General features: G+C 69.5%; 21 protein-coding genes. 15 read left to right on the forward strand and 6 right to left on the reverse strand.

The features are described 5' to 3' along the window. Nucleotides 1-28 precede the first annotated feature (28 nt). From NGJ44_RS11325 to NGJ44_RS11345, 5 genes are all read left to right on the forward strand, one after another. Nucleotides 29-1,729: an acyl-CoA dehydrogenase family protein gene (locus NGJ44_RS11325; protein ID WP_251863960.1), complete on the forward strand. Its 1,701-nt coding sequence runs from the start codon at nt 29-31 to the stop codon at nt 1,727-1,729. Between the two features lie 85 nt (nt 1,730-1,814). Continuing rightward, the gene (locus tag NGJ44_RS11330; RefSeq protein ID WP_053246255.1) at nt 1,815-2,792 is read left to right on the forward strand and encodes a Bug family tripartite tricarboxylate transporter substrate binding protein; all 978 of its coding nucleotides are present in this window, start codon (nt 1,815-1,817) and stop codon (nt 2,790-2,792) included. Nucleotides 2,793-2,805: 13 nt separating this feature from the next. Beyond that, nucleotides 2,806-3,930, forward strand: a complete 1,125-nt coding sequence (locus tag NGJ44_RS11335; protein ID WP_053245332.1) for a CaiB/BaiF CoA transferase family protein — start codon at nt 2,806-2,808, stop codon at nt 3,928-3,930. A 118-nt stretch (nt 3,931-4,048) separates the two neighbouring features. Beyond that, nucleotides 4,049-4,885, forward strand: a complete 837-nt coding sequence (locus NGJ44_RS11340; RefSeq protein ID WP_251863961.1) for an IS110 family RNA-guided transposase — start codon at nt 4,049-4,051, stop codon at nt 4,883-4,885. 435 nt (nt 4,886-5,320) lie between these two features. Next, entirely contained in the window at nt 5,321-6,724 is a 1,404-nt protein-coding gene (locus tag NGJ44_RS11345; protein WP_251863962.1) for an APC family permease, read from the forward strand. A gap of 34 nt (nt 6,725-6,758) precedes the next feature. On the opposite strand, the gene ggt is transcribed toward NGJ44_RS11345, so the two are convergent. After that, complete coding sequence (ggt, locus tag NGJ44_RS11350) at nt 6,759-8,504, reverse strand: gamma-glutamyltransferase (RefSeq protein WP_251863963.1); 1,746 nt, start codon at nt 8,502-8,504, stop codon at nt 6,759-6,761. A 110-nt stretch (nt 8,505-8,614) separates the two neighbouring features. Here ggt and NGJ44_RS11355 point away from each other — a divergent pair, with 110 nt between their 5' ends. After that, entirely contained in the window at nt 8,615-9,511 is an 897-nt protein-coding gene (locus tag NGJ44_RS11355; RefSeq protein WP_251863964.1) for a LysR family transcriptional regulator, read from the forward strand. Between the two features lie 61 nt (nt 9,512-9,572). Here NGJ44_RS11355 and NGJ44_RS11360 read toward each other — a convergent pair whose 3' ends face one another. Next, nucleotides 9,573-10,565: a tripartite tricarboxylate transporter substrate binding protein BugE gene (locus NGJ44_RS11360; RefSeq protein WP_053245809.1), complete on the reverse strand. Its 993-nt coding sequence runs from the start codon at nt 10,563-10,565 to the stop codon at nt 9,573-9,575. A 239-nt stretch (nt 10,566-10,804) separates the two neighbouring features. On the opposite strand from NGJ44_RS11360, the gene NGJ44_RS11365 reads away from it, so the two are divergent. Further along, the gene (locus NGJ44_RS11365) at nt 10,805-11,701 is read left to right on the forward strand and encodes an AEC family transporter (RefSeq protein WP_053245805.1); all 897 of its coding nucleotides are present in this window, start codon (nt 10,805-10,807) and stop codon (nt 11,699-11,701) included. Nucleotides 11,702-11,725: 24 nt separating this feature from the next. Here NGJ44_RS11365 and fumC read toward each other — a convergent pair whose 3' ends face one another. Beyond that, on the reverse strand, nt 11,726-13,123 hold the full coding sequence (gene fumC / locus NGJ44_RS11370; RefSeq protein WP_053245804.1) for a class II fumarate hydratase: 1,398 nt from the start codon (nt 13,121-13,123) through the stop codon (nt 11,726-11,728). A 182-nt stretch (nt 13,124-13,305) separates the two neighbouring features. Here fumC and tsaE point away from each other — a divergent pair, with 182 nt between their 5' ends. Next, a complete protein-coding gene (gene tsaE / locus NGJ44_RS11375; protein WP_251863965.1) occupies nt 13,306-13,842 on the forward strand; it encodes a tRNA (adenosine(37)-N6)-threonylcarbamoyltransferase complex ATPase subunit type 1 TsaE in 537 nt (178 codons plus the stop codon). Next, nucleotides 13,770-15,158, forward strand: coding sequence for an N-acetylmuramoyl-L-alanine amidase (locus tag NGJ44_RS11380; protein WP_251863966.1), 1,389 nt, complete (start codon nt 13,770-13,772; stop codon nt 15,156-15,158). Before tsaE ends, NGJ44_RS11380 begins: the two co-directional genes overlap by 73 nt. 26 nt (nt 15,159-15,184) lie before the next feature. Here the strand turns inward: NGJ44_RS11380 and NGJ44_RS11385 are convergent, their stop codons facing one another. Further along, nucleotides 15,185-15,823 (reverse strand): VTT domain-containing protein, encoded by a 639-nt coding sequence (locus NGJ44_RS11385; protein ID WP_082308442.1) that lies wholly within the window; start codon nt 15,821-15,823, stop codon nt 15,185-15,187. 97 nt (nt 15,824-15,920) lie between these two features. Between NGJ44_RS11385 and mutL the strand changes: the two genes are divergently transcribed. Then, nucleotides 15,921-17,828, forward strand: coding sequence for a DNA mismatch repair endonuclease MutL (gene mutL / locus NGJ44_RS11390; RefSeq protein ID WP_251863967.1), 1,908 nt, complete (start codon nt 15,921-15,923; stop codon nt 17,826-17,828). 5 nt (nt 17,829-17,833) lie between these two features. Further along, complete coding sequence (gene miaA / locus NGJ44_RS11395; protein ID WP_251863968.1) at nt 17,834-18,808, forward strand: tRNA (adenosine(37)-N6)-dimethylallyltransferase MiaA; 975 nt, start codon at nt 17,834-17,836, stop codon at nt 18,806-18,808. A gap of 52 nt (nt 18,809-18,860) precedes the next feature. On the opposite strand, the gene purM is transcribed toward miaA, so the two are convergent. After that, nucleotides 18,861-19,910 carry a phosphoribosylformylglycinamidine cyclo-ligase gene (gene purM, locus NGJ44_RS11400; RefSeq protein WP_251863969.1) on the reverse strand — a complete coding sequence of 350 codons (1,050 nt, stop codon included), beginning with the start codon at nt 19,908-19,910 and terminating at the stop codon, nt 18,861-18,863. Between the two features lie 353 nt (nt 19,911-20,263). Here purM and hda point away from each other — a divergent pair, with 353 nt between their 5' ends. From hda to NGJ44_RS11420, 4 genes are read left to right on the forward strand one after another with little or no spacing between them, the layout of a single operon-like run. Next, on the forward strand, nt 20,264-20,965 hold the full coding sequence (gene hda, locus NGJ44_RS11405; RefSeq protein WP_251863970.1) for a DnaA regulatory inactivator Hda: 702 nt from the start codon (nt 20,264-20,266) through the stop codon (nt 20,963-20,965). Continuing rightward, nucleotides 20,962-21,660 carry an HAD family hydrolase gene (locus NGJ44_RS11410; protein WP_053245811.1) on the forward strand — a complete coding sequence of 233 codons (699 nt, stop codon included), beginning with the start codon at nt 20,962-20,964 and terminating at the stop codon, nt 21,658-21,660. Before hda ends, NGJ44_RS11410 begins: the two co-directional genes overlap by 4 nt. Then, a complete protein-coding gene (gene pcnB / locus NGJ44_RS11415; protein WP_251863971.1) occupies nt 21,660-23,012 on the forward strand; it encodes a polynucleotide adenylyltransferase PcnB in 1,353 nt (450 codons plus the stop codon). The genes NGJ44_RS11410 and pcnB overlap by 1 nt, the downstream gene beginning before the upstream one ends. A gap of 4 nt (nt 23,013-23,016) precedes the next feature. Beyond that, nucleotides 23,017-23,505, forward strand: a complete 489-nt coding sequence (locus tag NGJ44_RS11420; RefSeq protein WP_251863972.1) for a 2-amino-4-hydroxy-6-hydroxymethyldihydropteridine diphosphokinase — start codon at nt 23,017-23,019, stop codon at nt 23,503-23,505. Nucleotides 23,506-23,523: 18 nt separating this feature from the next. On the opposite strand, the gene NGJ44_RS11425 is transcribed toward NGJ44_RS11420, so the two are convergent. Beyond that, nucleotides 23,524-24,429: a sugar kinase gene (locus NGJ44_RS11425; protein WP_251863973.1), complete on the reverse strand. Its 906-nt coding sequence runs from the start codon at nt 24,427-24,429 to the stop codon at nt 23,524-23,526. Nucleotides 24,430-24,441 lie beyond the last annotated feature (12 nt).

Consider the following 24,441-nt stretch of genomic DNA (forward strand, 5'->3'; position numbering starts at 1 on the left):
TCCCGACTCCCCGCGCAGGATGCCCCTCATGGAACCCTTCGTCAGCCCCCAAGTCGCCGCCGCCACGCCCATTCCCGACTCGCGCGGCCTGAACCTGTTCCGCGCCGACCCGTATGCCGGGCCCCTGGCGCGCCGCTACCTGCCGGCCGACCTGTACGCGCACCTGCTGCCGCACCTGGACCGCCTGGGCGCGCTGGCGGGCGGCCTGATGGACGAGCTGGCCGCCACGGCCGACAAGAACCCGCCCACCCTGTCCGTGCGCAGCCGCGCCGGGGCCGACGAGTCCCGCATCGAAAAACACCCCGCCTACGTCGAGCTGGAAAAGCTGGCCTATGGCGAATTCGGCCTGGCCGCGCTGTCGCACCGCGGCGGCGTGCTGGGCTGGCCCGAGCCCATGCCCGCCGCGGCCAAGTATGCGCTGAGCCACCTGTTCGTGCAGGCCGAGTTCGGCCTGTGCTGCCCCGTCAGCATGACCGACTCCCTGGCCCGCACCCTGCGCAAGTACGGCGATCCGGCCCTGGTCGAGCGGGTGCTGCCCCAGGTCACGTCCCAGGACTTCGACACCCTGCGCCAGGGCGCCATGTTCATGACCGAGCAGGGCGCCGGCTCCGACGTCAGCGCCACCGAAGTGCGCGCCGAGGCCCAGCCCGACGGCACCTGGCGGCTGTACGGCGACAAATGGTTCTGCTCCAACCCCGACGCCGGCTTCGCCATGGTGCTCGCGCGCAGCGAGCCCGAGCCGGGCCTGAAGGGCGTGTCGCTCTTCCTGCTCCCGCGCGACCTGGCCGACGGCAGCCACAACGCCTACCGCATCCTGCGCCTGAAAGACAAGCTCGGCACCCGCTCCATGGCCAGCGGCGAGATCCGCCTCGAAGGCGCCACCGCCTGGCTGGTGGGCGAACGCGGCCGCGGCTTCAAGCAGATGGCCGACATGATCAACAACTCGCGCCTGTCCAACGGCATGCGCGCGGCCGGCCTGATGCGCCGCGCCCTGACCGAAGCCATCTACGTGTCGCAGCACCGCCGCGCCTTCGGCAAGCGCCTGATCGACATGCCCCTGATGCAGCGCCAGCTCGTCAAGATGACCGTCTGGACCGAACAGGCCCGCAGCGTCATGTTCCAGACGGCCCGCGCGCTGGCGGCCGCCGAACAGGGCGAGGCGCCGCCCAGCCTGGCCCGCATCCTCACCCCGCTCATCAAGTTCCGCGCCTGCCGCGACGCGCGCAAGGTCACGGGCGACGCGATGGAAGTGCGCGGCGGCTGCGGCTACATCGAGGAATGGACCGAGCCGCGCCTGGTGCGCGACGCGCACCTGGGCTCCATCTGGGAAGGCACCAGCAACATCGTGGCGCTGGACGTGCTGCGCGCCATCAACCGGGAGAATTCGCTGCCCGCGCTGCGCGGCCTGGTCGACACGCTGCTGGCCGAGGGCGCGCCCTGCCCGCCCGGGCTGGCCGCCGCCCAGGCCCAGGCGCTGGAGCAGAGCTTCGCCTTCGCCGCCCGCGCGGCCGCGGACGACCGCGCCGAGCTCGCCCGGCAGGCGGCCTCGCTGCTCTACCACGCCGTCTCGCTGGCGGCGCTGCGCTGGGAGGCCGCCAGCTCCGGGCTGGAAACGCGCGCGCTGCTGGCAGACCAGGTGCTGCTGCACCGCCTGGCCCCGCGCGATCCCTACGCCGCGGCTCCCGACGAAACCGCCGTGTGCCGGGACATCCTGCGCCACGCCCTCTGAGCTTCCTGGCCGCCGGCGAAGGCTCGGCGGCCGGCAACCCCGACGCCGGCGGCACAAGCCGGCGCGTCTTCCACTGGAGAGAGACATGAAACGCTATCTGGCCCCCCTGATGCTGGCCGCCGCCGCGCTGGGCGCGGGCGGCCCCGCCCACGCCGCCGACGCCTACCCCTCGCGGCCCATTTCGCTGGTCGTTCCCTTCCCGCCCGGCGGTCCCACCGACGCGCTGGCCCGCCGGCTGGCCGAAAAACTCAAGCAGCCGCTGGGCCAGACCGTGGTGGTGGAAAACCGCAGCGGCGCGGGCGGCAATATCGGCTCCGAATACGTAGCCGCGGCCAAGCCCGACGGCTACACCATTCTCTTCGGCACCTCCGGCCCGCTGGCCATCAACGTCAGCCTGTACAAGAACCAGAACTACGATCCGCGCACCAGCTTCGCGCCCGTGATCCGCATCGGCCACCTGCCCAACATCCTGGTGGTGCACCCCTCCGTGCCGGCCCGCAACGTGCAGGAACTCATCGCCTACGCCAAGCAGAACCCCGACAAGCTGAGCTACGCCTCCTCGGGCAACGGCGCGTCCTCGCACCTGGCGGGCATTCTGTTCAACCAGATGGCGGGCACCCAGATCATGCACATTCCCTACAAGGGCACCGGCCCCGCCCTGAACGACCTGCTGGGCGGCCAGGTGTCCATGTCGTTCACCGACATACTCACCGCCCTGCCCTATGTGAAGGCCGGCAAGCTGCGCGCGATCGGCCTGGCCGGCGCGCAGCGCTCGGAAGCGCTGCCCGACCTGCCCACGATTTCGGAGCAGGGCCTCAAGGGCTACGACGTGAGCGTGTTCTTCGGCATCGTCGCGCCCAAGAACACGCCGCCCGATGTCGTGGCCAAACTCAACCAGGCGTTCGACGCCGCGCTGGCCGATCCCGCCATCCGCGAGACCCTGCACAGCCAGGGCATCGTCGAAGCCGAAGACCACACGCCCCAAGGCCTGGCGCGCTTCATCGAGGCCGAGGTTCCCAAGTGGCGCGAAGTGATTCAGAGCGCCCACGTATCCATCGACTGACCGGACGTCCGCCATGTCCCCCAAGCTTCCCAATGCCGGCGCGCTGGCCGGCTGCAAAGTGATCGACCTTTCCCGCGTGCTGGGCGGGCCGTACTGCACGCAGATCCTGGCCGACCACGGCGCCGATGTGCTCAAGATAGAACCGCCCGGCGGCGACGAGACGCGCGGCTGGGGCCCGCCCTTCCTGGGCGAGACAGCCTCTTACTTCATCGGCGTGAACCGCAACAAGGACGGCATGACGCTGGACCTGTCCCGCCCCGAAGGGCAGGAAACGCTGCGCCGGCTGCTGGCCGGGGCCGACGTGCTGGTCGAGAACTTCAAGCCGGGCACGCTGGAGAAGTGGGGCCTGGGCTACGACACGCTGAGCCAGGCGTTTCCCCGCCTCGTCCATTGCCGCGTGAGCGGCTTCGGCGCCGACGGCCCGCTCGGCGGCCTGCCCGGCTACGATGCGTGCGCGCAGGCCATGTGCGGCCTGATGAGCGTGAACGGCGAGGCCGGCGGCGAAGCCACGCGCGTGGGGCTGCCCGTGGTGGACATGGTCACCGGGCTGAACGCCGCCGTGGCCGTACTGCTGGCGCTCAACGAGCGCCACCGCAGCGGGCTGGGCCAGTTCCTGGACATCACGCTCTACGACTGCGCGCTGTCGCTATTGCATCCGCACGCCGCCAACTACTTCTACAGCGGCAAGACGCCGGCGCGCACCGGCAACGCGCATCCCAACATCGCGCCTTACGAAACCCTGCCCACCGCCTCCGGCCCGATCTTCCTGGCCGTCGGCAACAACCGCCAGTTCGCGCTGCTGGCGCAGGCGCTGGAGGCGCCGGCGCTGGCGGCCGATCCGCGCTTCGCCTTCAACGCCGACCGGCTGCGCAACCGCGATGCGCTGCGCGCGGAGCTGTCCGCGCTGCTTGCGCGGCACGAGGCCGCCGCGCTGGCCGACAGGCTGCTGCGCCACGGCGTGCCGGCCGCCGCCGTGCAGACGGTGGACCAGGCGCTCGCCCACCCGCATACGCGCCATCGCGGCATGGTGCTCGAGCAAGGCGAATACCGCGGCGTGGGCTCGCCCATCAAGCTCTCGCGCACGCCGGCCACGCTGCGCAAGCTGCCGCCCGAGCTCGCCCCGCCCGCCGAAACCTGAACGCGCGTTCCGCGACGCCGCCCTGCCGCCCGGCAACCGCCGGGCTTAATGAGATGGTCAGCCCGATCCCCACGAAGCGGTACGCTGAGTGGGGATTGTTCTTTCTGGGAGACCTCTCATGAACACCGTCACGCTGATTGGTATCGATCTGGGCAAGCATAGCTTCCATCTGCACGGGCAGGATGAGGACGGCAGGATGGTGTTTCGCAAGAAGTGCTCGCGCCAGCAGTTGTTCACGCTGCTCGGTAACACGCCGCGCAGCACGGTGGTGATGGAGGCCTGTGCGGGCGCACACTGGATGGCGCGCCGCATCGAGACGTTGGGTCACCAGGCCAAGCTGATCTCGCCCCAGTTTGTGCGCCCCTTTGTGCAGGGCAACAAGAACGACTTCGCCGATGCGCAGGCGATCTGCGAAGCCGCCTCGCGTCCAAGCATGCGGTTCGTGAGCGTTCGCAACGAGGCCCAGCAGACCGTCTCGGCGCTGCACCGTGTACGGGAGTCGCTGGTACGCGAGCGCACGGGCGTGATCAACCAGCTTCACGCCTTTTTGCTGGAGTTCGGCATCAGCCTACCCCGTGGCCAGGCAATCATCCGGCGCCTGCCGGCGGTGCTGGCCGAGCATGAGCTGCCGCCCCGGTTGGTGGCACTGCTTGAACGGCTGCAAACCCATTTCAAGTATCTGGACGAGCAAATCGCCCAGATCGAGCGCGAGTTGTGCCAGCAACTGCGCGAGGATGAACGCAGCCAGCGGCTGCTGGTGCAGGGTGCACGAGCGATCATGCAACGCGTCGAGCAGCGCACGGACCGGCTGGGCATCTGGGTGCGCGAGCTGCTGGCAAGGCGCCACTCGAACCTGGTGGCCTGTGCGCTGGCCAATAAATTGGCGAGGATAGCCTGGGCCATCCTCGCCAACGGAACGAACTACCGAAGTCAGCAGGCTGTAGCAGCAGCCTGAGCTTCATCACCGTTTTACGCTGTCACTTCCTGGTTTTGCGACGCGAGTACGTGAAGACATAAACGGCTCAACGGCCTGGCAAAAAACCTGGCAAAGAATCCAGCACCTAGATGCTGAGGGCTTTTTTGAGGTTTGCCGGGCGCCACTCTCATCATGGAGCGGGGGACCTGTCCCCAACCGACTCCGAATAGATTTGAGCAAGCCCAATTTACGCCAACACGAACTTGCTTGCAAAAATCGGGCTGACCATAGATTCTTTGCCCGTTGTCCGGTGCCGCGGCAGCCACGGGCGGAGTCCGGACCACACGCCCCCCGTCGCGGGGCACAACATTTGGTTGCACCGCCTTGCAGCGCCGGCACGCCGGCCGCCTTAGACTTTTCCGCATGCGCCACGCGAGCGCGAGTTCCAGCAATCAAGCGGAAAGAGGAGAGACGATGGCTGAGACATCCCCCCGGAACCCGGCAACGCACGACGCGCCGCTCAAGCGGGTCATGGGCCCCAAGCTCCTGCTGCTCTTTATCGTGGGCGACATACTGGGCACCGGCGTCTATGCGCTGACGGGCCAGGTGGCCAAGGAAGTCGGCGGCGCCGCCTGGCTGCCCTTTCTGGTGGCGTTCGCGGTGGCGCTGCTGACCGCGCTGTCCTACCTCGAGCTGGTCACCAAGTATCCCAAGGCCGCGGGCGCGGCGCTGTACGTGCACAAGGCCTTCGGCCTGCATTTCCTGACCTTCATTGTGTGCTTCACGGTGATGTGTTCGGGGCTGACCTCGGCGGCCACGGCCTCGCAGGCCTTCGCCGCCAACCTGTTCGCGGCCATGGGCATCGAGGCCGAGAAGGGGTGGATCACGGCGGGCGCGCTGGGCTTCATGCTGCTCGTCATGCTGGTGAACCTGCGCGGCGCCTCGGAAAGCGTGCGCGCCAATGTGGTGCTCACCCTCATCGAGCTTTCCGGCCTGCTGATGGTCATCCTGCTGGGCTTCTACGCCATCGCGGGCGGCCAGGCCGATTTCTCGCGCGTGGTGGCCTTCGACACGCCCGAGGACAAGAGCGTGTTCCTGGCGGTCACCTCGGCGACCGCGCTGGCCTTTTTCGCCATGGTGGGTTTCGAGGACTCGGTCAACATGGCCGAGGAAACGCACGACCCGCACCGCATCTTCCCCAAGGTCATGCTGACCGGGCTCGGGCTGACGGCGCTCATCTACGTGCTGGTGTCGGTCTGCGCCGTGGCGCTGGTGCCCGTGGGCGAGCTGGCGCAGAGCGCCACGCCGCTGGTGCTCGTGGTCAAGCGCGCCGCGCCCGGCCTGCCGGTGGAATACATCATGCCCATCATCTCCATGTTCGCGGTGGCCAACTCCGCCCTCATCAACATGATGATGGCCAGCCGGCTGCTGTATGGCATGTCGCGCCAGGGCGTGCTGCCCGCCTTCCTGGCCCACGTGCACCGCCGCAACCACACGCCCTGGAGCGCCATTCTCTTCACCACGGCGCTGGCCTTCGGCATGATCGTCCTGGTGTCGCTGTCGGACTCCGAGGCCATCCGCGCCCTGGGCGGCACCACCGCGCTGCTACTGCTGGGCGTGTTCGCCTTCGTCAACGTGGCCGTCCTGGTGCTGCGCCGCGAGCGGGTGCCGCACGAGCACTTCCGCATCAACAGCGTCACGCCCTGGCTGGGCGCGGCGGCCTGCCTGTTCCTGGTCACGCCGCTGACCGGGCGCGACGTCATCCAGTACCAGGTGGCCGGCTGGCTGCTGCTGCTGGGCGTGGCGATGTGGGGCGTGACCTGGCTGGCGCGCCGCCGCGAAGCCTCGATGGAGCTGGACCCCGCCGACCTCGAGTAAAGACCGCGGGGCCGGGCGCCAGGGTGAACACGCCCTAGCCGCCCAGCGCCTGGCCTTCGCGGCGCGGATCGGCGCCGCCCTGCAGCCCGCCGTCGATGACGATGCCGTGCAGGCCGCTGGGAAAATCCATGAGGCGCACCGGATGCCCCATGCGCTCGAGCGCGGGCGCCAGCGCCTCCAGCGGGGTGCCTTTTTCGAGTTCGGTTTCCTTGTTGCGGCTGCCCATGTTGGGCAGCGAGATGGCCTGCTGGATGTCCAGCCCCCAGTCGAGCACGCCGACCAGCGTTTTGGCCACGTAATTGATGATGGCGCTGCCCCCGGGCGACCCCACCACCATGTAGGGCTTGCCATCGCGCAGTACGATCATGGGCGACATGGCGCTGCGCGGCCGCTTGCCGGGCTCGATGCGGTTGGCCACCAGGCGGCCTTCGGGATCTTGGAACGACGAGGAGAAATCCGTCATCTCGTTGTTGAGCAGGAATCCGCGCACGAAGATCTTGCTGCCGAACTCGTTCTCGATGGTGGTCGTCATGCTGAGCGCGTTGCCCTGCGCGTCCACCACGGCCAGATGGCTGGTGGACGGCATCTCGATGGCGTCGTCCCGGCCCAGCGACAGCAGCGTGCCCTCCGGGTCGCCGGGCAGCGCCACCTTCATGCTGCGGTCGGGCCGGATGAGCGCGCCGCGCGCGCGCAGATAGGCGGGATCGAGCAAGGCGCGCACCGGCACGCGCACGAAATCCGGATCGCCCACGTAGAAATCGCGGTCGGCGAACGCCAGCCGGCCCGCCTCCGAGAAGTAATGCACGGCCTCCAGGCTTTCCGGCGGGTAGCTGCCCATGGGGTACTGCTCAAGTTCGCCCAGGATCTGCAACACCGCCAGCGGACCGCTGCTGGGCGGCCCCATGCCGCACAGCGTGTAGCCGCGGTAGCCGCCGCAGACCGGCTCGCGCTTGAGCGCGCGGTAGCCGGCCAGATCCTGCAGGCTGAGGTCGCCCGGGCTGGGGTGCGCATGCACGGCGGCCACGACGTCGCGCGCGATGTCTCCCGTGTAGAACGCGTCCGCGCCATGCGCCGCGATTGCGCGCAGCGTGCGCGCGAAATCCGGGTTCTTCAGCACATGCCCCACCGGCCAGGGCGCGCCGTCCGGCGCATAGAAGTAGGCGGCCGCGGCCTCCTGCCGGCGCAGGGCCTTGTTGCCCGCCAGCAGCGCATGCAAGCGCGGCGATACCGCAAAGCCCCGTTCGGCCAGACGGATGGCGGGCTGGAACAGTTCGCGCCACGGCAGCCGGCCGTGCTCGCGGTGGGCCAGTTCCAGGCCGCGCAGCAAGCCCGGCACGGCCACCGCCATGCCGTTATTGACCGCTTGGGAAAAAGGCATGGGCTTGCCGTCTTTCAGGAAACGGTCGGGCCGCGCGGCGGCGGGCGCCGTTTCGCGCGCGTCGTAGGTTTCGATGCGGCCGTCGCGCGCGGAGTACGTCACCAGGAACGCGCCGCCGCCTATGCCGGAAGACTGCGGCTCCACCAGGTTCAGCACCAGCTGCGCGGCGATGGCGGCGTCCACCGCGCTGCCGCCCTTGCGCAGCATCTCCCGGCCCGCGGCCGAGGCATGGGGATTGGCGGACACCATCATGAAATGCGGCGCGCGCACGAGCGGGCGCTCGGCCAGCCCGGTGGCCGCCTCGGGATTGCGGTCTTCGGCGGCGACCGGGCCGCGGGCCTGCGCCGCGGGCAGCATGGACAGGCAAAGCAGGGCCGCGGCGGCGGCTTGGCGGACACGCATGACAGTCTCCCTCGGGCATTGCGGCAAGCGGCCATCATAGTCAAGAGCGCCCGCCCCCGCCTGACATTGATCCTAAAATCGCCGTTTCACTTCCGTACCGAGTCCAGCCCATGCGCCTGCGCCACATCGAGATCTTCGAAGCGATCCGCCGCACCGGCTCGCTGACCGAGGCGGCCGCCGCCCTGCACATTTCGCAGCCCGCCGCCAGCAAGCTGCTGGCCCATGCCGAGGCCCAGCTCGGATTCAAGCTGTTCGAGCGCGTGAAGGGGCGCCTGGTGGCCACGCGCGAGGCGGAAATCCTGTCGCCCGAAGTGGCCCGGCTGCACCAGGACCTGAGCAGCGTGCGCAGGCTGGCCGCCAGCCTGCGCGACAGCCCCAACGGCCACCTGCGCCTGGGCTGCGCGCCGGCGCTCGGCCTGGGGCTGCTGCCGGAGGTAGTGCGCGCCAGCCGCGACGCGCAGCCAGGCATCACCTTCGACATCCACACCCATCACAGCGCGGAGCTGGTGCAGGGGCTGCTCACGCGCGAGCTCGACCTCGCCATCACGTTCGACAGCAACGACTACGCCGGCCTGACCCGCATCGGGCTGGGCCACACCGAGCTCGTGCACCTGAGCCGCCAGACGGACGCGGGCCCGCTGCGCCTGCAGGACTTGCCGCACTCGGCCACGCTGATCCTGCTGGACGCGCGCGACGCCTCCGGCGCGCTGCTGCAGATGGCGCTCGACGCCCAGGGCCTGGACCCGCAGGCCGCCATCCGGGTGCAGACGCATTACGTGGCCTGCGCGCTGGTGGACGCGGGCTGCGGCGACGCCATCGTGGACGCCATCACCGCCCAGGCCATGCTGCGGCCCGGCATGGGCCTGCGCCGCCTGGATCCGGCGCTGCGCGTGCCCATCAGCATCATGGTGCGCAACCAGGATCCCCTGTCCGGCCTGCACCGCGAGCTCATCGAACGCCTGCGCTCGGCCTGCGAGGCGCGGTTGGCCGAGGTGATGGGCGCATAGGCGCCCCCGAAAAAAGACCCGCCACGCGGGCGGGTCCGGAGCCGTCAGGCGGGAAGCGTCATCAATCGAGCTTGATGTTCTGCTTCTTCACCACGTCCTTGGCCCAGTCGTACTGTTCCTTGATTTCCTTGGCGAACTCTTCCGGCGTGTTGCCCGAGGGCGCCGAGCCCTGCTCGTCGAGCGCCTTGATGACCTTGGGGTCCTTCAGGGCGACCACGGCGGCGTCGCGCAGCTTGTTCACGACTTCCATGGGCGTGCCCTTGGGGGCCAGCAGGCCATACCACACCGGCTGGTTCAGCACCGGATAGCCGGCTTCCTTGAAGGTGGGCACGTCCTTGATGGAATCGATGCGCTGGGGCCAGGCGATGGCCATGGCGCGCAGCTTGCCGGCCTGGATCTGCGGCATCGACGAGGGCAGGTTGTCGAACAGGATTTCGATCTGGCCGCCCACGGCGTCGGCCACGGCCGGGCCCGAACCCTTATAGGGCACGTGCACGATGTCGGTGCCGGTGGCCATCTTGAACGATTCGCCCATCAGGTGCAGCACGCCGCAGGTGCCCGAGCTGCCGTACGAGTACTTGCCCGGGTTCTTCTTGAGCTCTTCGAGGAAGCCCTTGAAGTCCTTGGCGGGGAACTTGGGATTCACGGCCACCACGTTGGCGGTGTTCGCGAAGTTGGTGACCGGCTGGAAGTCCTTGATGGGATCGTAGGGCAGGTCGTTGGGGCGGCAGGCCGGGTTCACGGCCATGGTGGACACCGTGGCGATAGACAGCGTATAGCCGTCGGCGTCGGCGCGCGCGGCTTCGGCAGCGCCGATGGCGCCGCCCGCGCCGCCCTTGTTCTCCACGACCATGGGCTGGCCCAGCTCCTGGCTCATGCGCTGCGTGACCAGGCGCGCGATGATGTCGGTGGAGCCGCCCGGCGCGAACGGCACGATGACGCGGATGGGCTTGCTCGGGTACTTGTCGGCGGCGTGAGCGGCCGTGGCGCCCAGCAGGCTGGCGGCGCCGGTGGCCAGCGCGATAGCCGCGGCCAGGGAGCGGATTTTGATCATTGGTGTGCTTCCTCCTAGTTGCGAACCCGTGCGGGACGGGACCGTCGTGTGTTGCATCCGCCTGTGGACGGATATGCAGATAACGGCGCGGGCGCTTTTGCGCATGGCAGGGACCGCCAGGCTGTTTTCGAGTTGCTTGTGGCAGACGCGCCCGCCAGAATGACGGAGAATAGCAGCAAATGCTTACACTCGCATAGGCCGCCAGCCGGCCGCGCGCCCCTCGCCAAGACAACGGATCCATGTCGGTCGCACTCCTGGTTTTCCCTGATTTTCTGCTCGTCGCCCTGGGCTGGTCGCTGCGCCACAAACTCGGATTCTCGCGGGAATTCTTCGCCGGCATGGAACGGCTGGTGTATTTCGTGCTGTTTCCCGCGCTGCTCTTTCAGTCCATCCTGCGCACGCCGATCTCGGCCGGCAACGCCGCCCTGCTGCTGCAGGCCACGGCGGCGGTCATCTGGTCGGGCGTGGCGCTGGCCTGGCTGGCGGGGCCGGTGCTGCGCCCCGCGCCGATCGGCCTGGCCTCGTCGGCGCAATGCGGCTACCGCTTCAACACGTACATCGGCCTGGCGCTGGCGGCCAGCCTCGGCGGCACGCAGGGCCAGACCGTGATGGCGCTGATCGTGGGCTTTGCCGTGCCCATGGCGAACCTGGCCGCGGTCTACGGGCTGGCCCGCCACAACGGCGGCAGCCTGCTGCGCGAGCTGGCGCGCAATCCGCTCCTGGTTTCCACCCTGGCCGGCCTGGCCTGCAACCTGGCCGGGCTGCACCTGCCCGCGCCCATCGACACCGTGCTGGGCCGGCTGGGCGCGGCCGCCATCGCGCTGGGCATCATCTGCGTGGGCGCGAGCCTGTCGTGGGAAGGAGGAAAGGGCCATGGCAGGCTGATCGCCTGGATGCTGGCCGTGAAGCTGCTGGCGCTGCCGCTCGTGGCGCTGGCCGTGGCGCGCCTGCTGGGGCTGGCGTCCCTGGAGTCGCGCATGCTGCTGCTCTTCGCCGCCCTGCCCACCGCCTCGGCCGCCTACGTGCTGGCGATGCGCATGGGCGGCGACGGCCGGATGGTGGCGGTGCTGATCTCGCTGGGAACCCTGTTCTCGGCGCTGACCATTCCGCTCTGGCTGCTGGCGGCGGGCGCCTGAACGCCCCCGCCGCCCGGAACGCCCTCAGCCCGGCTTGCGGGCGTTGGTCATGTCGGCCGGCACGACCCACTGCGCGAATTCCGCCTCGGTCAGGAAGCCCAGCGCCAGCGCCGACTCCTTGAGCGACAGGCCTTCCTTGTGCGCCTTCTTGGCGATCTGCGCGGCCTTGTCGTAGCCGATGTGCGGGTTGAGCGCCGTCACGAGCATGAGCGAGCGGTCCACCAGCTCGGCGATGCGCTCGCGGTTGGGCTGGATGCCGGCCGCGCAGTGTTGGTTGAAGCTGGCCATGCCGTCGGTCAGCAGGCGCGCCGATTGCAGGAAGTTGTGGATGATGAGCGGCTTGTAGACGTTGAGCTCGAAGTTGCCGCTGGCGCCGCCGATGTTGATGGCCACGTCGTTGCCCATGACCTGCGCGGCCAGCATGGTGATGGCCTCGCACTGCGTGGGATTGACCTTGCCCGGCATGATGGAGCTGCCCGGCTCGTTCTCGGGAATGCTGATCTCGCCCAGGCCCGAGCGCGGGCCGCTGGCGAGCCAGCGCACGTCATTGGCGATTTTCATGAGTCCGGCGGCCAGCGACTTGAGCGCGCCGTGCGCGAACAGCAGGCCCTCGTGCGAAGCCAGCGCCTGGAACTTGTTGGGCGCCGAGACGAAGGCAGTCTCGGTGCTGTGCGCGAGTTCGGCCGCCACCTTGGCGCTGAACTGCGGATGGGCGTTCAGACCCGTGCCTACGGCGGTGCCGCCGATGGCGAGCTGGTGCAGGCCCGGCAGGGTGGCGCGGATCTGCTGCTCGGCCAGGTCGAGCTGCGCCACGTAGCCGGAGATCTCCTGGCCCAGCGTCAGCGGCGTGGCGTCCTGCAGGTGCGTGCGGCCGATCTTGACGATGTCGTAGAATTCGGCGCTCTTGGCCGCCAGCGTGGCGCGCAGCGCCTTCAGGGCCGGCAGCAGGTGGTGCTCGACCTGCACGGCGGCGGCCACGTGCATGGCGGTGGGGAAGGTATCGTTGGAAGACTGCCCGCGGTTGACGTGGTCGTTCGGATGGACCTTGCGGGCCTCGCCGCGCTCGCCACCCAGCAGTTCCGAGGCGCGGTTGGCCAGCACCTCGTTCATGTTCATGTTGCTCTGCGTGCCCGACCCGGTCTGCCAGACCGACAGCGGAAACTCGTCCGGCCACTTGCCGGCGATGACCTCGTCGGCCGCCTTCACGATGGCGTCGGCGATCTTGGGGTCGAGCTCGCCCAGTTCGGCATTCACCTTGGCGGCGGCGCGCTTGAGCCGCGCCATCGCCTCCACCAGCGGAGCCGGCATCTTCTCGGTGGAAATGGCGAAAAAGTGCAGCGAACGCTGGGTCTGGGCGCCCCACAGGTGATCCTGCGGGACCTCGATGGGGCCGAAAGTATCTTTTTCGATGCGGGTCTTCATGCGCGTGCGGCTCCGTAACGGCGGCCGGCCGGATGCGCAGCGCGCCCGGTGCGGCAGCTTATTGAGAATAACAATCAATCATAGATTAGCAGAAACCCGCATTCCTATAATGGCGTACGCCGATCGCGTCCGGCCGGGCCTCGTGCCTGTCTCGCTTTCTCTTTTACCACTCGCCCCGCGCCATGTCCGCTCCCTTACGCAGCGCCACCCTGCACCTGCCCGATGAAACCGCCACCGAGGATCTCGCCCGGCGGCTTGCCCCCCTGGTCAGCGGCCAGCACGGCCCCGCCGGGGGACACATCCACCTCCGGGGCGACCTCGGCGCGGGAAAAACCGCCTTTACCCGGGCGTTGTTGCGTGCTTGCGGCATTGCGGGCCGGATCAAGAGTCCGAGCTACGCGCTGCTTGAATCCTATAAAGTTTCTAACTTATACTTCTATCACTTTGATTTTTATAGATTTAGTGATTCGCGCGAATGGCTGGACGCAGGATTCCGGGATTTGCTGCGTGACGACGCAGTCGTTTTGATCGAATGGCCGGAACGGGCCGAGGGCCTCTTGCCCCCTCCCGACCTGCTGATTTCCCTGGCCTATGCGGGCCAGGGACGCGACGCCACCCTCAGCGCCTACACTCCCCGAGGACAAACATGGTTGAACGCGATTGTCCCCCCGCCCCTGGCGGCGCCCTCCCCTCGGAAGGCGCCACCCGGCGCCGCCTGATCAGCGTCGCCGCCACGCTGCTCGTCCTCCCCGTCATCCCCCGGCTGGCCCAGGCCGCCACCATCCTGGCCGTGCGCACCTGGCCGGCCGACGAGTACACCCGGGTCACGCTCGAACTGGACAGCGAGCTCAAGGCCGAGCACTTCACGCTCGAAAACCCCCACCGGCTGGTGGTGGACATCGAGGGACTGACCCTCAGCCCCGCGCTCAACGACCTGGTTTCCAAGGTCCGCCCCGACGATCCCTACATCCAGAGCCTGCGCGTGGCGCAGAACCGGCCCAACGTCGTGCGCATGGTGTTCGACCTGAAGCAGGCGGTGGCGCCGCAGGTGTTCACCCTGAAGCCGGTGGCCGACTACCAGTACCGCCTGGTGCTGGATCTCTATCCCAAGATCGCGCAAGACCCGCTGGTGGCCATCCTCAACAAGCAGAGCGGCCCCGACGTGGACGATCCGCTGGCGCGCATCCTCGAAGACATCCAGCGCAATCCGGTCACCCGGCAGGACGCGCCCGAGCCGCCGCTGGCGCGGGGCCAGCAGCCCGCGCCGGCGCTGCCCACGCCGCCCAAGCCCTCGGCCCCGTCCACGGCGGGCCGCAAGCGCCGCATGCTGACCATCGCGCTCGATCCCGGCCACGGCGGCGAAGACCCGGGCGCCATCGGCAACAGCGGCCTGCGCGAGAAAGACGTGGTGCTGCGCATCGCGCGGCGGCTGAAAAGCCTCATCGACAGCCAGCCCGACATGCGGGCCTATCTGACGCGCGACGACGACTACTTCGTGCCGCTGCACGTGCGCGTGCAGAAGGCCAGGCGCGTGCGGGCGGATCTTTTCATTTCCATCCACGCGGACGCGTGGATCAAGCCCTCGGCCAACGGCTCGTCGGTGTTCGCGCTGTCGCAGCGGGGCGCCTCCAGCGCGCAGGCGCGCTGGATGGCCGACAAGGAAAACGCGGCCGACCTGATCGGCGGCGTGAACCTCGGCAGCCACGACCGCCAGGTCGCCAAGGTGCTGCTGGACCTCTCCACCACCGCGCAGATCAACGATTCGCTCAAGGTGGGCAGCGCCTTCCTGGACGAAATCAAGAAGATCAACCGCCTGCACAAGAACAGCGTGGAGCAGGCCGGTTTCGCGGTGCTCAAGGCGCCGGACATTCCTTCCATCCTGGTGGAAACCGCCTTCATCAGCAATCCGCAGGAAGAGGCGCTGCTGCGCAGCACCTCTCACCAGGAGAAGCTGGCCCAGGCCATGATGACGGGCATCCAGCGGTACTTCACCGCCAATCCGCCGCTGGCGCGGATCGCCGACGCCGCGGGTTGAGCCCGCGGCCCGGCGCGCCTGGCCGGTCAGGCGCGCCGGGCGCCGCGCAGCAGCTTGACCATCCCCGCCAGCGCCACCGGCACGATGGCCGCGGCCAGGCCGATGAGCACGATGGTGTTCAGGTGCTCGCGCACCAGCGGGATGTTGCCGAAGAAATAGCCGGCCGCCACCAGGCCCGCCACCCACAGCACCGCGCCGCCGATATTGAAAAGCTGGAACCGCCCCAGCGGCATTTCGGCCACGCCGGCCACGAACGGCGCGAAGGTGCGCACCACCGGAATGAAGCGCGACATGACGATGGTCTTGCCGCCGTGCTTTTCATAGAAGGCATGCGTGCGCATGAGCGCCTTGCGGTCGAGGAAACGCAGGTTCATGGAGAACACCCGCGGCCCGATGTACCGGCCGATGGCGTAGTTCACCGAATTGCCGGTAACCGCGGCCACGATGAGCAGCACGCTCAGCAGGACGGGGTCCAGGCTGCCGGAGGCGCCGAACGCGCCTGCGATGAAGAGCAGCGAATCGCCCGGCAGGAACGGCAGCACCACCAGCCCGGTTTCCGCGAACACGATCAGGAACAGCACCAGGTACACCCACACGCCGTACTGCTGGACCCACACGCCCAGCGTCTGGTCGATGTGGAGCACCATATTGAAGAATTCGAGCATTCGCGCAACCTGTGAATAGGGGACATTCGTCCGCGACTATAGCCCACCATGGCGGGAGGCTAAAATCGTCCACATAGTCCTTCCGCCTGTCCGCCTCATGACCGAACGCCGCTCCATTCTCGCGCTCCCCGACCTGCTGATCAGCCAGATCGCCGCCGGCGAAGTCATCGAGCGGCCCGCTTCCGTGCTCAAGGAAATCCTCGAGAACGCCATCGACGCGGGCGCGCGCGCCATCGAGGTGCGGCTGGAAGGCGGCGGCATCCGGCGCATCGCCGTGACCGACGACGGCTTCGGCATTCCGCCCGGCGAACTGCCGCTGGCGCTGGCGCGGCACGCCACCAGCAAGATCCGTTCGCTGGCCGAGCTCGAATCCGTAGCCTCCATGGGGTTTCGCGGCGAGGCGCTGGCCTCCATCGCGTCCGTGGCGCAGGTGACCCTCATTTCCCGCACGCGCGATGGCGAGCATGCCTGGCAGATCGACGGCGCGAGCCTGCAGGTAAGTCCCGCCTCCGGACCGCCCGGCACCACGGTCGACGTGCGCCAACTGTTCGACGCGGTGCCGGCCCGGCGCAAGTTCCTGCGTTCCGAAGCCACCGAGTTCGGGCACTGCCTGGACGCCATGGAGCGCATCGCGCTGGCCCACCCGAACATCGCCTTCCGGCTCTTTCACCACGACCGCGCGCAGCGCCAGTGGCTGCCGGCCGACCCGCTCCAGCGCATCCGCGACGTGCTGGGCGCCGAGTTCACCGAGCACGGCCTGCCGCTGACTCATGCCATGGGCGCGGTAAGCCTGGCGGGCATGATCACCCGTCCCACGGCCGCGCGGGCGCGCGCCGACCGCCAGTATCTGTACGTGAACGGCCGCTTCGTGCGCGACCGCACCGTGAGCCACGCGCTGCGCGCCGCCTATGCCGACGTGCTGCATGGCGACCGGCAGCCCGCCTACGTGCTTTTCCTGGACATCGACCCGGGCGCGGTGGACGTCAACGTGCACCCCGCCAAGCACGAGGTGCGCTTTCGCGACAGCGGCGCGGTGCACCGCTTCGTTTCCCAGGCCGTCGGCCAGACGCTTGCCCAGACGGGCGGCGCGGCGGCGGTTCCGGCGGACGGCGCGGCGCCGCGGCCCGAAGCGGCAGCCCGGCCGCCCGCCGTGCAGGCACCGTCCGCCATTGGCATGAACGGCGCGGGCGGCGCGGCGCATCCGTCCGCGCCCGCCGCGCATGGCGCGCCCTACGGCCTGCGGCCCACGCCTGCGCCGTCGCCGGCGCGGCCGCATACGCAGGTGCCGTTCCGCCTGCATGAGCCGGCCGGCATTCCGGCCGCCGACTGGCAATCGCTGTACAAGCCGCTGCCCGCGCAGGAACCGGCCCGGCCCGCGCCGCTGCGCGACCCCGCGCCCGCCGCGCTGCCCCCCGACGAAGAACATCCGCTGGGCATGGCGCTGGCCCAGTTGCACGGCATCTACATCCTGGCGCAGAACTGGCGCGGCATGGTGCTGGTGGATATGCACGCCGCGCACGAGCGCGTGGTGTACGAACAGCTCAAGCGCGCGCTGGACGCGCGCAGCCTGCCGCGCCAGGACCTGCTGGTGCCGGTGGTGTTCCATGCCCAGGAAAAAGACGTGGCCCTGGTCGAGGAATATGCCGAACAGCTCGGCGAACTGGGCTTCGAAATGCGCCCGGCCGGGCCGGCCTCCATCGCGGTGCGCTCGGTGCCCGCGATTCTCGCGCGCGGCGACATCGAAACGCTGGCGCGCGCCGTGCTGCGCGACCTGGCCGCGGTGGGCGTCTCGCGCCTGCTCACCGAGCAGCGCAACGAGCTGCTCGCCACCATGGCCTGCCACGGTTCGGTGCGCGCCAACCGCAAGCTCACGATCGAGGAAATGAACGGTCTGCTGCGCCAGATGGAAGCGACCGAGCGCGCCGACCAGTGCAACCACGGCCGTCCGACCTGGGTGCAGTGGACCGTGTCCGAACTCGACAAGCTCTTTCTGCGCGGACAGTAAGCCCCATGCCTGCCTCTCCCGCCCCGGCTTTGCCGGTGATCTGCCTGGCCGGCCCCACGGCCGCCGGCAAGAGCGCATCCACGCTGGCGCTGGCCGAGCGCTGGCCGCTGGAGATCGTCAATGTGGATTCGGCCACGATCTATCGCGGCATGGACATCGGCACGGCCAAGCCCACCGCCGCCGAGCGGGCTCGCGTGCCGCAGCACCTGCTGGACATCCTGGACCCCGCGCAGTCGTACAGCGCGGCCGAGTTCCGCTCGGACGCGCTGCGGCTGATCGGCGAGATCCGCGCGCGCGGCCGCATTCCGCTGCTGGCCGGCGGCACCATGATGTATTACAAGGCCCTGCGCGAAGGGCTGGACGATCTGCCCCAGGCCGACCCCGCGCTGCGCGCGGAGCTGGAGGCGCGCGCGGCGCGCCTGGGCTGGCCGGCCCTGCACGCCGAGCTGGCGGCGCTGGACCCGGCCACGGCCGCCCGACTCGCGCCCAACGACAGCCAGCGCATCCAGCGCGCGCTCGAGATCTGCATGCTGAGCGGACAGCCCATGTCGGCGCTCCTCACGCGCGCGCAGCGCCGGCCTGCCGAGGACGCCGGGCGCTACGTGACCATCAGTCTGGAGCCCTCCGAACGCGCGGCCCTGCATGCGCGCATCGCGCAGCGCTTCGACGCCATGCTGCAGGCGGGCCTGCTGGAAGAAGTGCGCGCGCTGCACGCGCGCCCCGACCTTCACCCCGGCCTGCCTTCGGTGCGCTGCGTGGGATACCGGCAGATGTGGGCCCACCTGGACGGCGAGGCCACGCTGGCCGAGGCCCGCGAACAGGCCATCGCCGCCACGCGCCAGCTCGCCAAACGGCAGATCACCTGGCTGCGCGCGCAGCCGTCGCGCATCGTCGTGGACTGCCTGGCGCCGGATGCGGTGTCGCGCGCCATCGACGCGGCGGCGGCCGTGCTGGCCGCGGGGAAAAGCGCGAACCGCTAGCGTGCGCGGCCGCCGCGCCGGAAAAACCGGCCGGCGGCCGACTTGTGCGGCGTCAGACCACGATGGTCTGCGCCATGCCGTCCTTCTGCTCCACGATCTCGCCGATGCGGCTGACCGTTTCGCCCTGCTCGCGCAGCGTGGCGGCCACGGCATCGGCCTGGGCGGCGTCCACCACCAGCACCATGCCGATGCCGCAGTTGAAGACCCGGTGCATCTCGGCGTCCTCGACGCCGCCCTGCTGCTGCAGCCACTGGAACAGGCGCGGCATTTCCCAGCCGCTGCGATCCAGGCGCGCCGTCAGGCCGGGCTGCAGGATGCGGGGCACGTTGTCGACCAGGCCGCCGCCGGTGATGTGGGCCAGCCCCTTGATGGCGGCGCCGTGCGCGGCCAGCGCGGCCAGCACCTGCTTGACGTAGATGCGCGTGGGAGCCATGACGGCGTCCACCAGCGGCTGGCCGTGGAAGTCCTGGTCGGGGCGGGCCTGGGCGCGCTCGAGGATCTTGCGCACCAGCGAATAACCGTTGGAATGCGCGCCGCTGGAGGCCAGGCCCAGCACGGCGTCGCCCGGCCGGATGGACTTGCCGTCGATGATGGCGGATTTTTCCACCGCGCCCACGGCAAAGCCGGCCAGGTCGTACTCGCCGTCCGGATACATGCCGGGCATTTCGGCGGTTTCGCCGCCGATGAGCGCGCAGCCGGCGAGTTCGCAGCCCCTGGCGATGCCGCCCACCACCGAGGCCGCCGTATCCACCGCCAGCTTGCCGCAGGCGAAATAGTCCAGGAAGAACAGCGGCTCGGCGCCCTGCACGAGGATGTCGTTCACGCTCATGGCCACGAGGTCGATGCCCACGGTGTCGTGGCGGTTCCACTCGAACGCCAGGCGCAGCTTGGTGCCCACGCCGTCCGTGCCCGACACCAGCACCGGCTCGCGATATTTCTTCGGCACTTCGAACAAGGCGCCGAAGCCGCCGATACCGGCCAGCACCCCGGCGCGCATGGTGCGCGCGGCGAGGGGTTTGATGCGGTCGACCAGGGCATCGCCCGCGTCGATATCGACACCGGCGTCGCGGTAGGTCAAGGGGGCGGAGGGTTGATTCGTCATGAGAAAAGCCGTGGGATATGTAACAATTGCGGGGATTTGAGGTGGAACGCCCTGCATTTTACGATGCCGCGGCCTTTTGGCGGACGCCGGCCGCCCGCCGGGGGCGGCCGCGAGGCCGCAAAGAGGCGCAAAGCCGCGCCCCGCAACGCCCCGGGCGCGACACCGGCGGCCCAGGTAGTTTAAAGTGTAGGGTTGGCCGACCTTGGATTTGTCCTCTTTTGGCAGGACGGACCCAGCCCGCCAGACCGTGTTTTTTGGCTTTCCGGCGCACCGGCAGCGCTGCCCGGCCTTGCCGCTTCCCTCGGGACGCGGGCCCGGGCGGAAAACCCGGACTGCCTGATCGATAACCTCTCATGAACCGCCAGCTGCTGCTCGACGTTCTTCCCGCGCCAGCGCCCTCGCTGAACAATTACATCGCCGGCCCCAACGGGGAAGCGCTGGCCGCCGTGCGCGCGCTCGCGCCGGGCCGCGCGCTCTACATCTGGGGCCCGGCGGGCTGCGGGCGCAGCCATCTGCTGCGCGCGCTCACGGCCCGCCCCGACGCGGTCTACATCGACGAGGCGCGCGGCGCGCGCATGCTGCGCGAGCTGGCCGAGGCCGATTCCGCCGCGCCCATGCCCAAGTTCGTGGCGGTGGACGACGTGCACCGCATGGACGAACGCCGGCAGGCCGGCCTGTTCGCCCTGTACAACCGCTGGCGCGAATCCGCCGCCACCGGACGCGCCTTTGCGCTGGCCGTGGCCGGCGACCGCGCGCCGCTGTCGATGCCGCTGCGCGAAGACCTGCGCACCCGGCTCGGCTGGGACCTGGTGTTCCGCCTGGATCCGCTGTCCGACGCCGACAAGCTCGCCGCGCTGAGCGCGCAGGCCGCCGAACGCGGCATGCAGCTCGCCCCCGAGATCATCAACTGGATGCTCACGCACCACGAGCGCGACATCCGCAAACTGGCCGCGCTCGTCGACGCGCTGGACCGCTATTCGCTGGCCACCGGCCGCCCCATCACCCTGCCCCTGCTGCGCGCCATGCTCGCAGATCCTGATTCGCAACGCACATGACCTTCCGACGACTCGCCCTGTTCGACCTGGATCACACCCTGTTGCCGCTGGACAGCGACTATCAATGGGCCGACTATCTGGCGCGCACCGGCCGCGCGGGCGATCCCGACGAGGCCCGGCGCCGCAACGACGACCTCATGGAGCGGTACAACCGCGGCGAGCTGACGGCCGAGCAGGCCGCCGAGTTCATGCTGGGCCTGCTGGCCGCGCACACGCCGTTCGACCTGGCCGCCTGGCACGAGGAGTTCATGGCCGAGGTCGTGCGCCCCTCCATCACGCCGGCCGCGCGCGAGCTGGTGCAGTCCCACCTCGAGGCGGGCGATCTGTGCGCGGTGGTCACGGCGACCAACAGTTTCGTCACCGCGCCCATCGCGCGCGCTTTCGGCGTGCCGCACCTGGTGGCCACCGACCCGCAGTACCTGAACGGCCGTTTCACCGGCCGCATCCAGGGCACCCCCAGCTTCAAGGAAGGCAAGGTCATCCGCGTCAACGACTGGCTGGCCGCCATGGGCCTGACCCTTGCGGATTTTTCCGAATCGTTTTTCTATAGCGATTCCGTGAACGACGTGCCCCTGCTCGAGAAAGTGAGCCAGCCGATCGCGGCCAACCCCAGCCCCGCGCTGCGCGAAATCGCGCGCGGCCGCGGCTGGCAGGTGATCGACCTGTTCGACCACATGGAAGATGCGAAGTCCTGATGATTACCGAAACCATAAAAAAATTCGTCGGCCGCCTGTTCTCTCCCGCCGCCCGGGGCCCTCAGCGCATCCCTCGTGAAAAGCACGGCATCGACCGCCGCAACGTATCGCGCCACGCGATCAAGGTGTGCGAGGTGCTGCGCCAGCACGGCTACGAGGCTTATATCGTGGGCGGCGCGGTGCGCGACCTGATCGTGGGGCTGGAGCCCAAGGATTTCGACGTGGCCACCAACGCCACGCCCGAGCAGATCCGGCCGCTCTTCCGGCGCGCACGCATCATCGGCCGCCGATTCCAGCTCGTGCACGTGGTGTTCGGCCAGGAGATCATCGAAACCTCCACGTTCCGCGCCCCGGCCTCGGAAGACCAGGAAACCGACGAACACGGCCGCATCCTGCGCGACAACGTGTTCGGCAGCCAGGCCGAGGACGCCGCCCGGCGCGACTTCACCATGAACGCGCTGTACTACGATCCGCACACCGAAGAAGTCATCGACTACCACCACGGCGTGGCCGATCTCAAGAAGCGCCAAATCCGCATCATCGGCGACCCGGCCAAGCGCTATCGCGAAGATCCGGTGCGCATGCTGCGCGCCGTGCGCTTTGCCGCCAAGCTCAACGGCACCATCGATCCGGCTACGCGCCAGCCCATCGGCACCATGGCCGACCTCATCGAGAACGTGCCCGCCTCGCGCCTGTTCGACGAGATGCTCAAGCTGCTGACTTGCGGGCACGCCATGGACTGTCTGCGCCAGCTGCGCGCCGACGGCCTGCACAAGGGCCTGCTGCCGCTGCTGGATGTGGTGCTGGAGCAGCCCGGCGGCGAGCATTTCGTGGAGCTGGCCCTGGAGCGCACCGACGCCCGCGTGCGCGCCGGCAAGACCATCAGCCCCAGCTTCCTGTTCGCGGCCCTGCTCTGGCAGCAGGTGGAAGCGCGCTGGAAGCAGTTGCGCGCGCAGGGCGAGCACACCATCCCGGCGCTGTCGCAGGCCGCCGACTCGGTGCTCGACGAGCAAACCGAGAAACTGGCCATTCAGCGCCGTTTTTCGTCCGACATGCGCGAAATCTGGTTCATGCAGCCGCGCTTCGAACGCCGCATGGGCAAGGGCATCTACCGCATGATCGAGCAGCCGCGCTTCCGCGCCGCCTGCGACTTCCTGCAACTGCGCGCGGCGGCCGGCGAATTCGACAGCGTGCTGGCGCAATGGTGGATGGACCTGGCCAATGCCGACGACGTCACCCGCGCCGCCATGATCGAAGAAGTAGCGCGCCAGCCCCGCGAAGGCGGCGACAGCGCGCCCCGCAAACGCCGCCGCCCGCGCCGCGCGCCGCGCAGTTCGTCGGCGCCGCAATGACGCCATGACCGCAGGGCCCGTGCGCGCGTATATCGGCCTGGGCGCCAATCTCGGCGACGGCGCGGCCACGCTGCGCGCCGTGCTCGACGAACTGCGCGCCACGCCCGGCCTGCAAAACCTGCAGGCTTCACCCTTCTACCGCAGCGCGCCCGTGGACGCGGGCGGCCCGGATTTCACCAACGCCGTGGCCGGCGTCGACACCACGCTGGCGCCATTGGACCTGCTCGACGCGCTGCAGGCGCTGGAACTGCGCCACGGCCGCCAGCGGCCGTACCGCAACGCGCCCCGCACGCTGGACCTGGACCTGCTGATCCACGGCGAGTCGCAATGCGACGGCGGGCGCCTGACCCTGCCCCACCCCCGCCTGCACCTGCGCGCCTTCGTGCTGCTGCCGCTGCGCGACCTCGCGCCCGGGTTGCGGGTGCGCGGCGAGAGCCTGGATCACTGGCTGGCGCAGATCCGCGGCCAGGCCATCGAGCGCCTGCCCGGCTGACGCAGCCGGGCCGCCGGCTCAGGCCGCAACGGCGCGCGGGGCGAACGCCATCATGGCGCGCTCCACGTCCTGCGTGTCCGGCAGGCCGGCTTCGTTGCCCAGGTGCTGGATCTTGTGCGCCGCGGCCGCCCGCGCGAAACCGAAATGCTCGTCCCAGCCGAGCTCGGGGCGGTTCAGGAAAGACCAGACATAAGCGCCGTGGAATACGTCGCCCGCTCCGGACGTATCCACCACCCGGTCCGCGGGCACGTCCAGCGCGGGCAGCGTGCGCGGCTCGCCGCCGTCGGCATACCAGAGCATGCCGCGCTCGCCTCGCGTGACGGCTCCCACGCGGCAGCCGCGCGCCTTCAACAGGGCCAGCAGCCCTTCGGGCGTCAACCCCATCTGCTCGGCCATGCGCTCGGCGCAGACCGCCACATCGACGTGGCCCAGCAGCTCGTCGGTGTTCTCGCGCAGGCTGCCGCCATCGAGCGAGGTGAGGATGCCGGCCTCGCGGCAGGCGCGGGCATAGTGCAGGGCCGCGTCGGGCTGGTGGCCGTCCAGGTGCAGCGCGCGGTATCCGCGTATGTCCAGGCGCGGAAAATCGCCCAGGTAACCGGTGTCGCGCGCACGCACGATGGCGCGCCTGCCTTCGCGCGGCATGATGACGGACAGCGAGGAGCGGCCCACCGGCCGCGCGTGCAGGGCCACGCCGTGGGCGGCCGCCATGTCGGCGAACATATGGCCGAGCCAGTCGGGCGCCTGCGAGCAGATGAGATCGGGCGGCGAACCCAGCCGCGCGCAGGCGAAGGCCGCCGTGACGGCGTTGCCGCCGAAAGACACGGCATAGTCGCGCGCCACGCTTTTCTCGTCGCCCGCGGGCCACGCGTCGGCCAGCACGGTGACGTCGATGTAAGTGTGGCCGATGAAGAGCGCGTCGCGCATAGGCGGAGCCGC

The organism is Achromobacter sp. Marseille-Q4962 (assembly GCF_943737005.1).
Lineage (GTDB): Bacteria > Pseudomonadota > Gammaproteobacteria > Burkholderiales > Burkholderiaceae_B > Achromobacter.

Coding starts and splice junctions, on each gene's coding strand:
- mutL (WP_251863967.1), top strand. CDS start 15,921: ATGACCGAACGCCGCTCCATTCTCGCGCTCCCCGACCTGCTGATCAGC.
- NGJ44_RS11420 (WP_251863972.1), top strand. CDS start 23,017: ATGACCGCAGGGCCCGTGCGCGCGTATATCGGCCTGGGCGCCAATCTC.
- NGJ44_RS11330 (WP_053246255.1), top strand. CDS start 1,815: ATGAAACGCTATCTGGCCCCCCTGATGCTGGCCGCCGCCGCGCTGGGC.
- NGJ44_RS11345 (WP_251863962.1), top strand. CDS start 5,321: ATGGCTGAGACATCCCCCCGGAACCCGGCAACGCACGACGCGCCGCTC.
- hda (WP_251863970.1), top strand. CDS start 20,264: ATGAACCGCCAGCTGCTGCTCGACGTTCTTCCCGCGCCAGCGCCCTCG.
- purM (WP_251863969.1), bottom strand. CDS start 19,910: ATGACGAATCAACCCTCCGCCCCCTTGACCTACCGCGACGCCGGTGTC.
- NGJ44_RS11410 (WP_053245811.1), top strand. CDS start 20,962: ATGACCTTCCGACGACTCGCCCTGTTCGACCTGGATCACACCCTGTTG.
- NGJ44_RS11425 (WP_251863973.1), bottom strand. CDS start 24,429: ATGCGCGACGCGCTCTTCATCGGCCACACTTACATCGACGTCACCGTG.
- miaA (WP_251863968.1), top strand. CDS start 17,834: ATGCCTGCCTCTCCCGCCCCGGCTTTGCCGGTGATCTGCCTGGCCGGC.
- NGJ44_RS11355 (WP_251863964.1), top strand. CDS start 8,615: ATGCGCCTGCGCCACATCGAGATCTTCGAAGCGATCCGCCGCACCGGC.
- fumC (WP_053245804.1), bottom strand. CDS start 13,123: ATGAAGACCCGCATCGAAAAAGATACTTTCGGCCCCATCGAGGTCCCG.
- pcnB (WP_251863971.1), top strand. CDS start 21,660: ATGATTACCGAAACCATAAAAAAATTCGTCGGCCGCCTGTTCTCTCCC.
- NGJ44_RS11380 (WP_251863966.1), top strand. CDS start 13,770: ATGGTTGAACGCGATTGTCCCCCCGCCCCTGGCGGCGCCCTCCCCTCG.
- ggt (WP_251863963.1), bottom strand. CDS start 8,504: ATGCGTGTCCGCCAAGCCGCCGCCGCGGCCCTGCTTTGCCTGTCCATG.
- NGJ44_RS11335 (WP_053245332.1), top strand. CDS start 2,806: ATGTCCCCCAAGCTTCCCAATGCCGGCGCGCTGGCCGGCTGCAAAGTG.
- NGJ44_RS11360 (WP_053245809.1), bottom strand. CDS start 10,565: ATGATCAAAATCCGCTCCCTGGCCGCGGCTATCGCGCTGGCCACCGGC.
- NGJ44_RS11340 (WP_251863961.1), top strand. CDS start 4,049: ATGAACACCGTCACGCTGATTGGTATCGATCTGGGCAAGCATAGCTTC.
- tsaE (WP_251863965.1), top strand. CDS start 13,306: ATGTCCGCTCCCTTACGCAGCGCCACCCTGCACCTGCCCGATGAAACC.
- NGJ44_RS11365 (WP_053245805.1), top strand. CDS start 10,805: ATGTCGGTCGCACTCCTGGTTTTCCCTGATTTTCTGCTCGTCGCCCTG.
- NGJ44_RS11325 (WP_251863960.1), top strand. CDS start 29: ATGGAACCCTTCGTCAGCCCCCAAGTCGCCGCCGCCACGCCCATTCCC.
- NGJ44_RS11385 (WP_082308442.1), bottom strand. CDS start 15,823: ATGCTCGAATTCTTCAATATGGTGCTCCACATCGACCAGACGCTGGGC.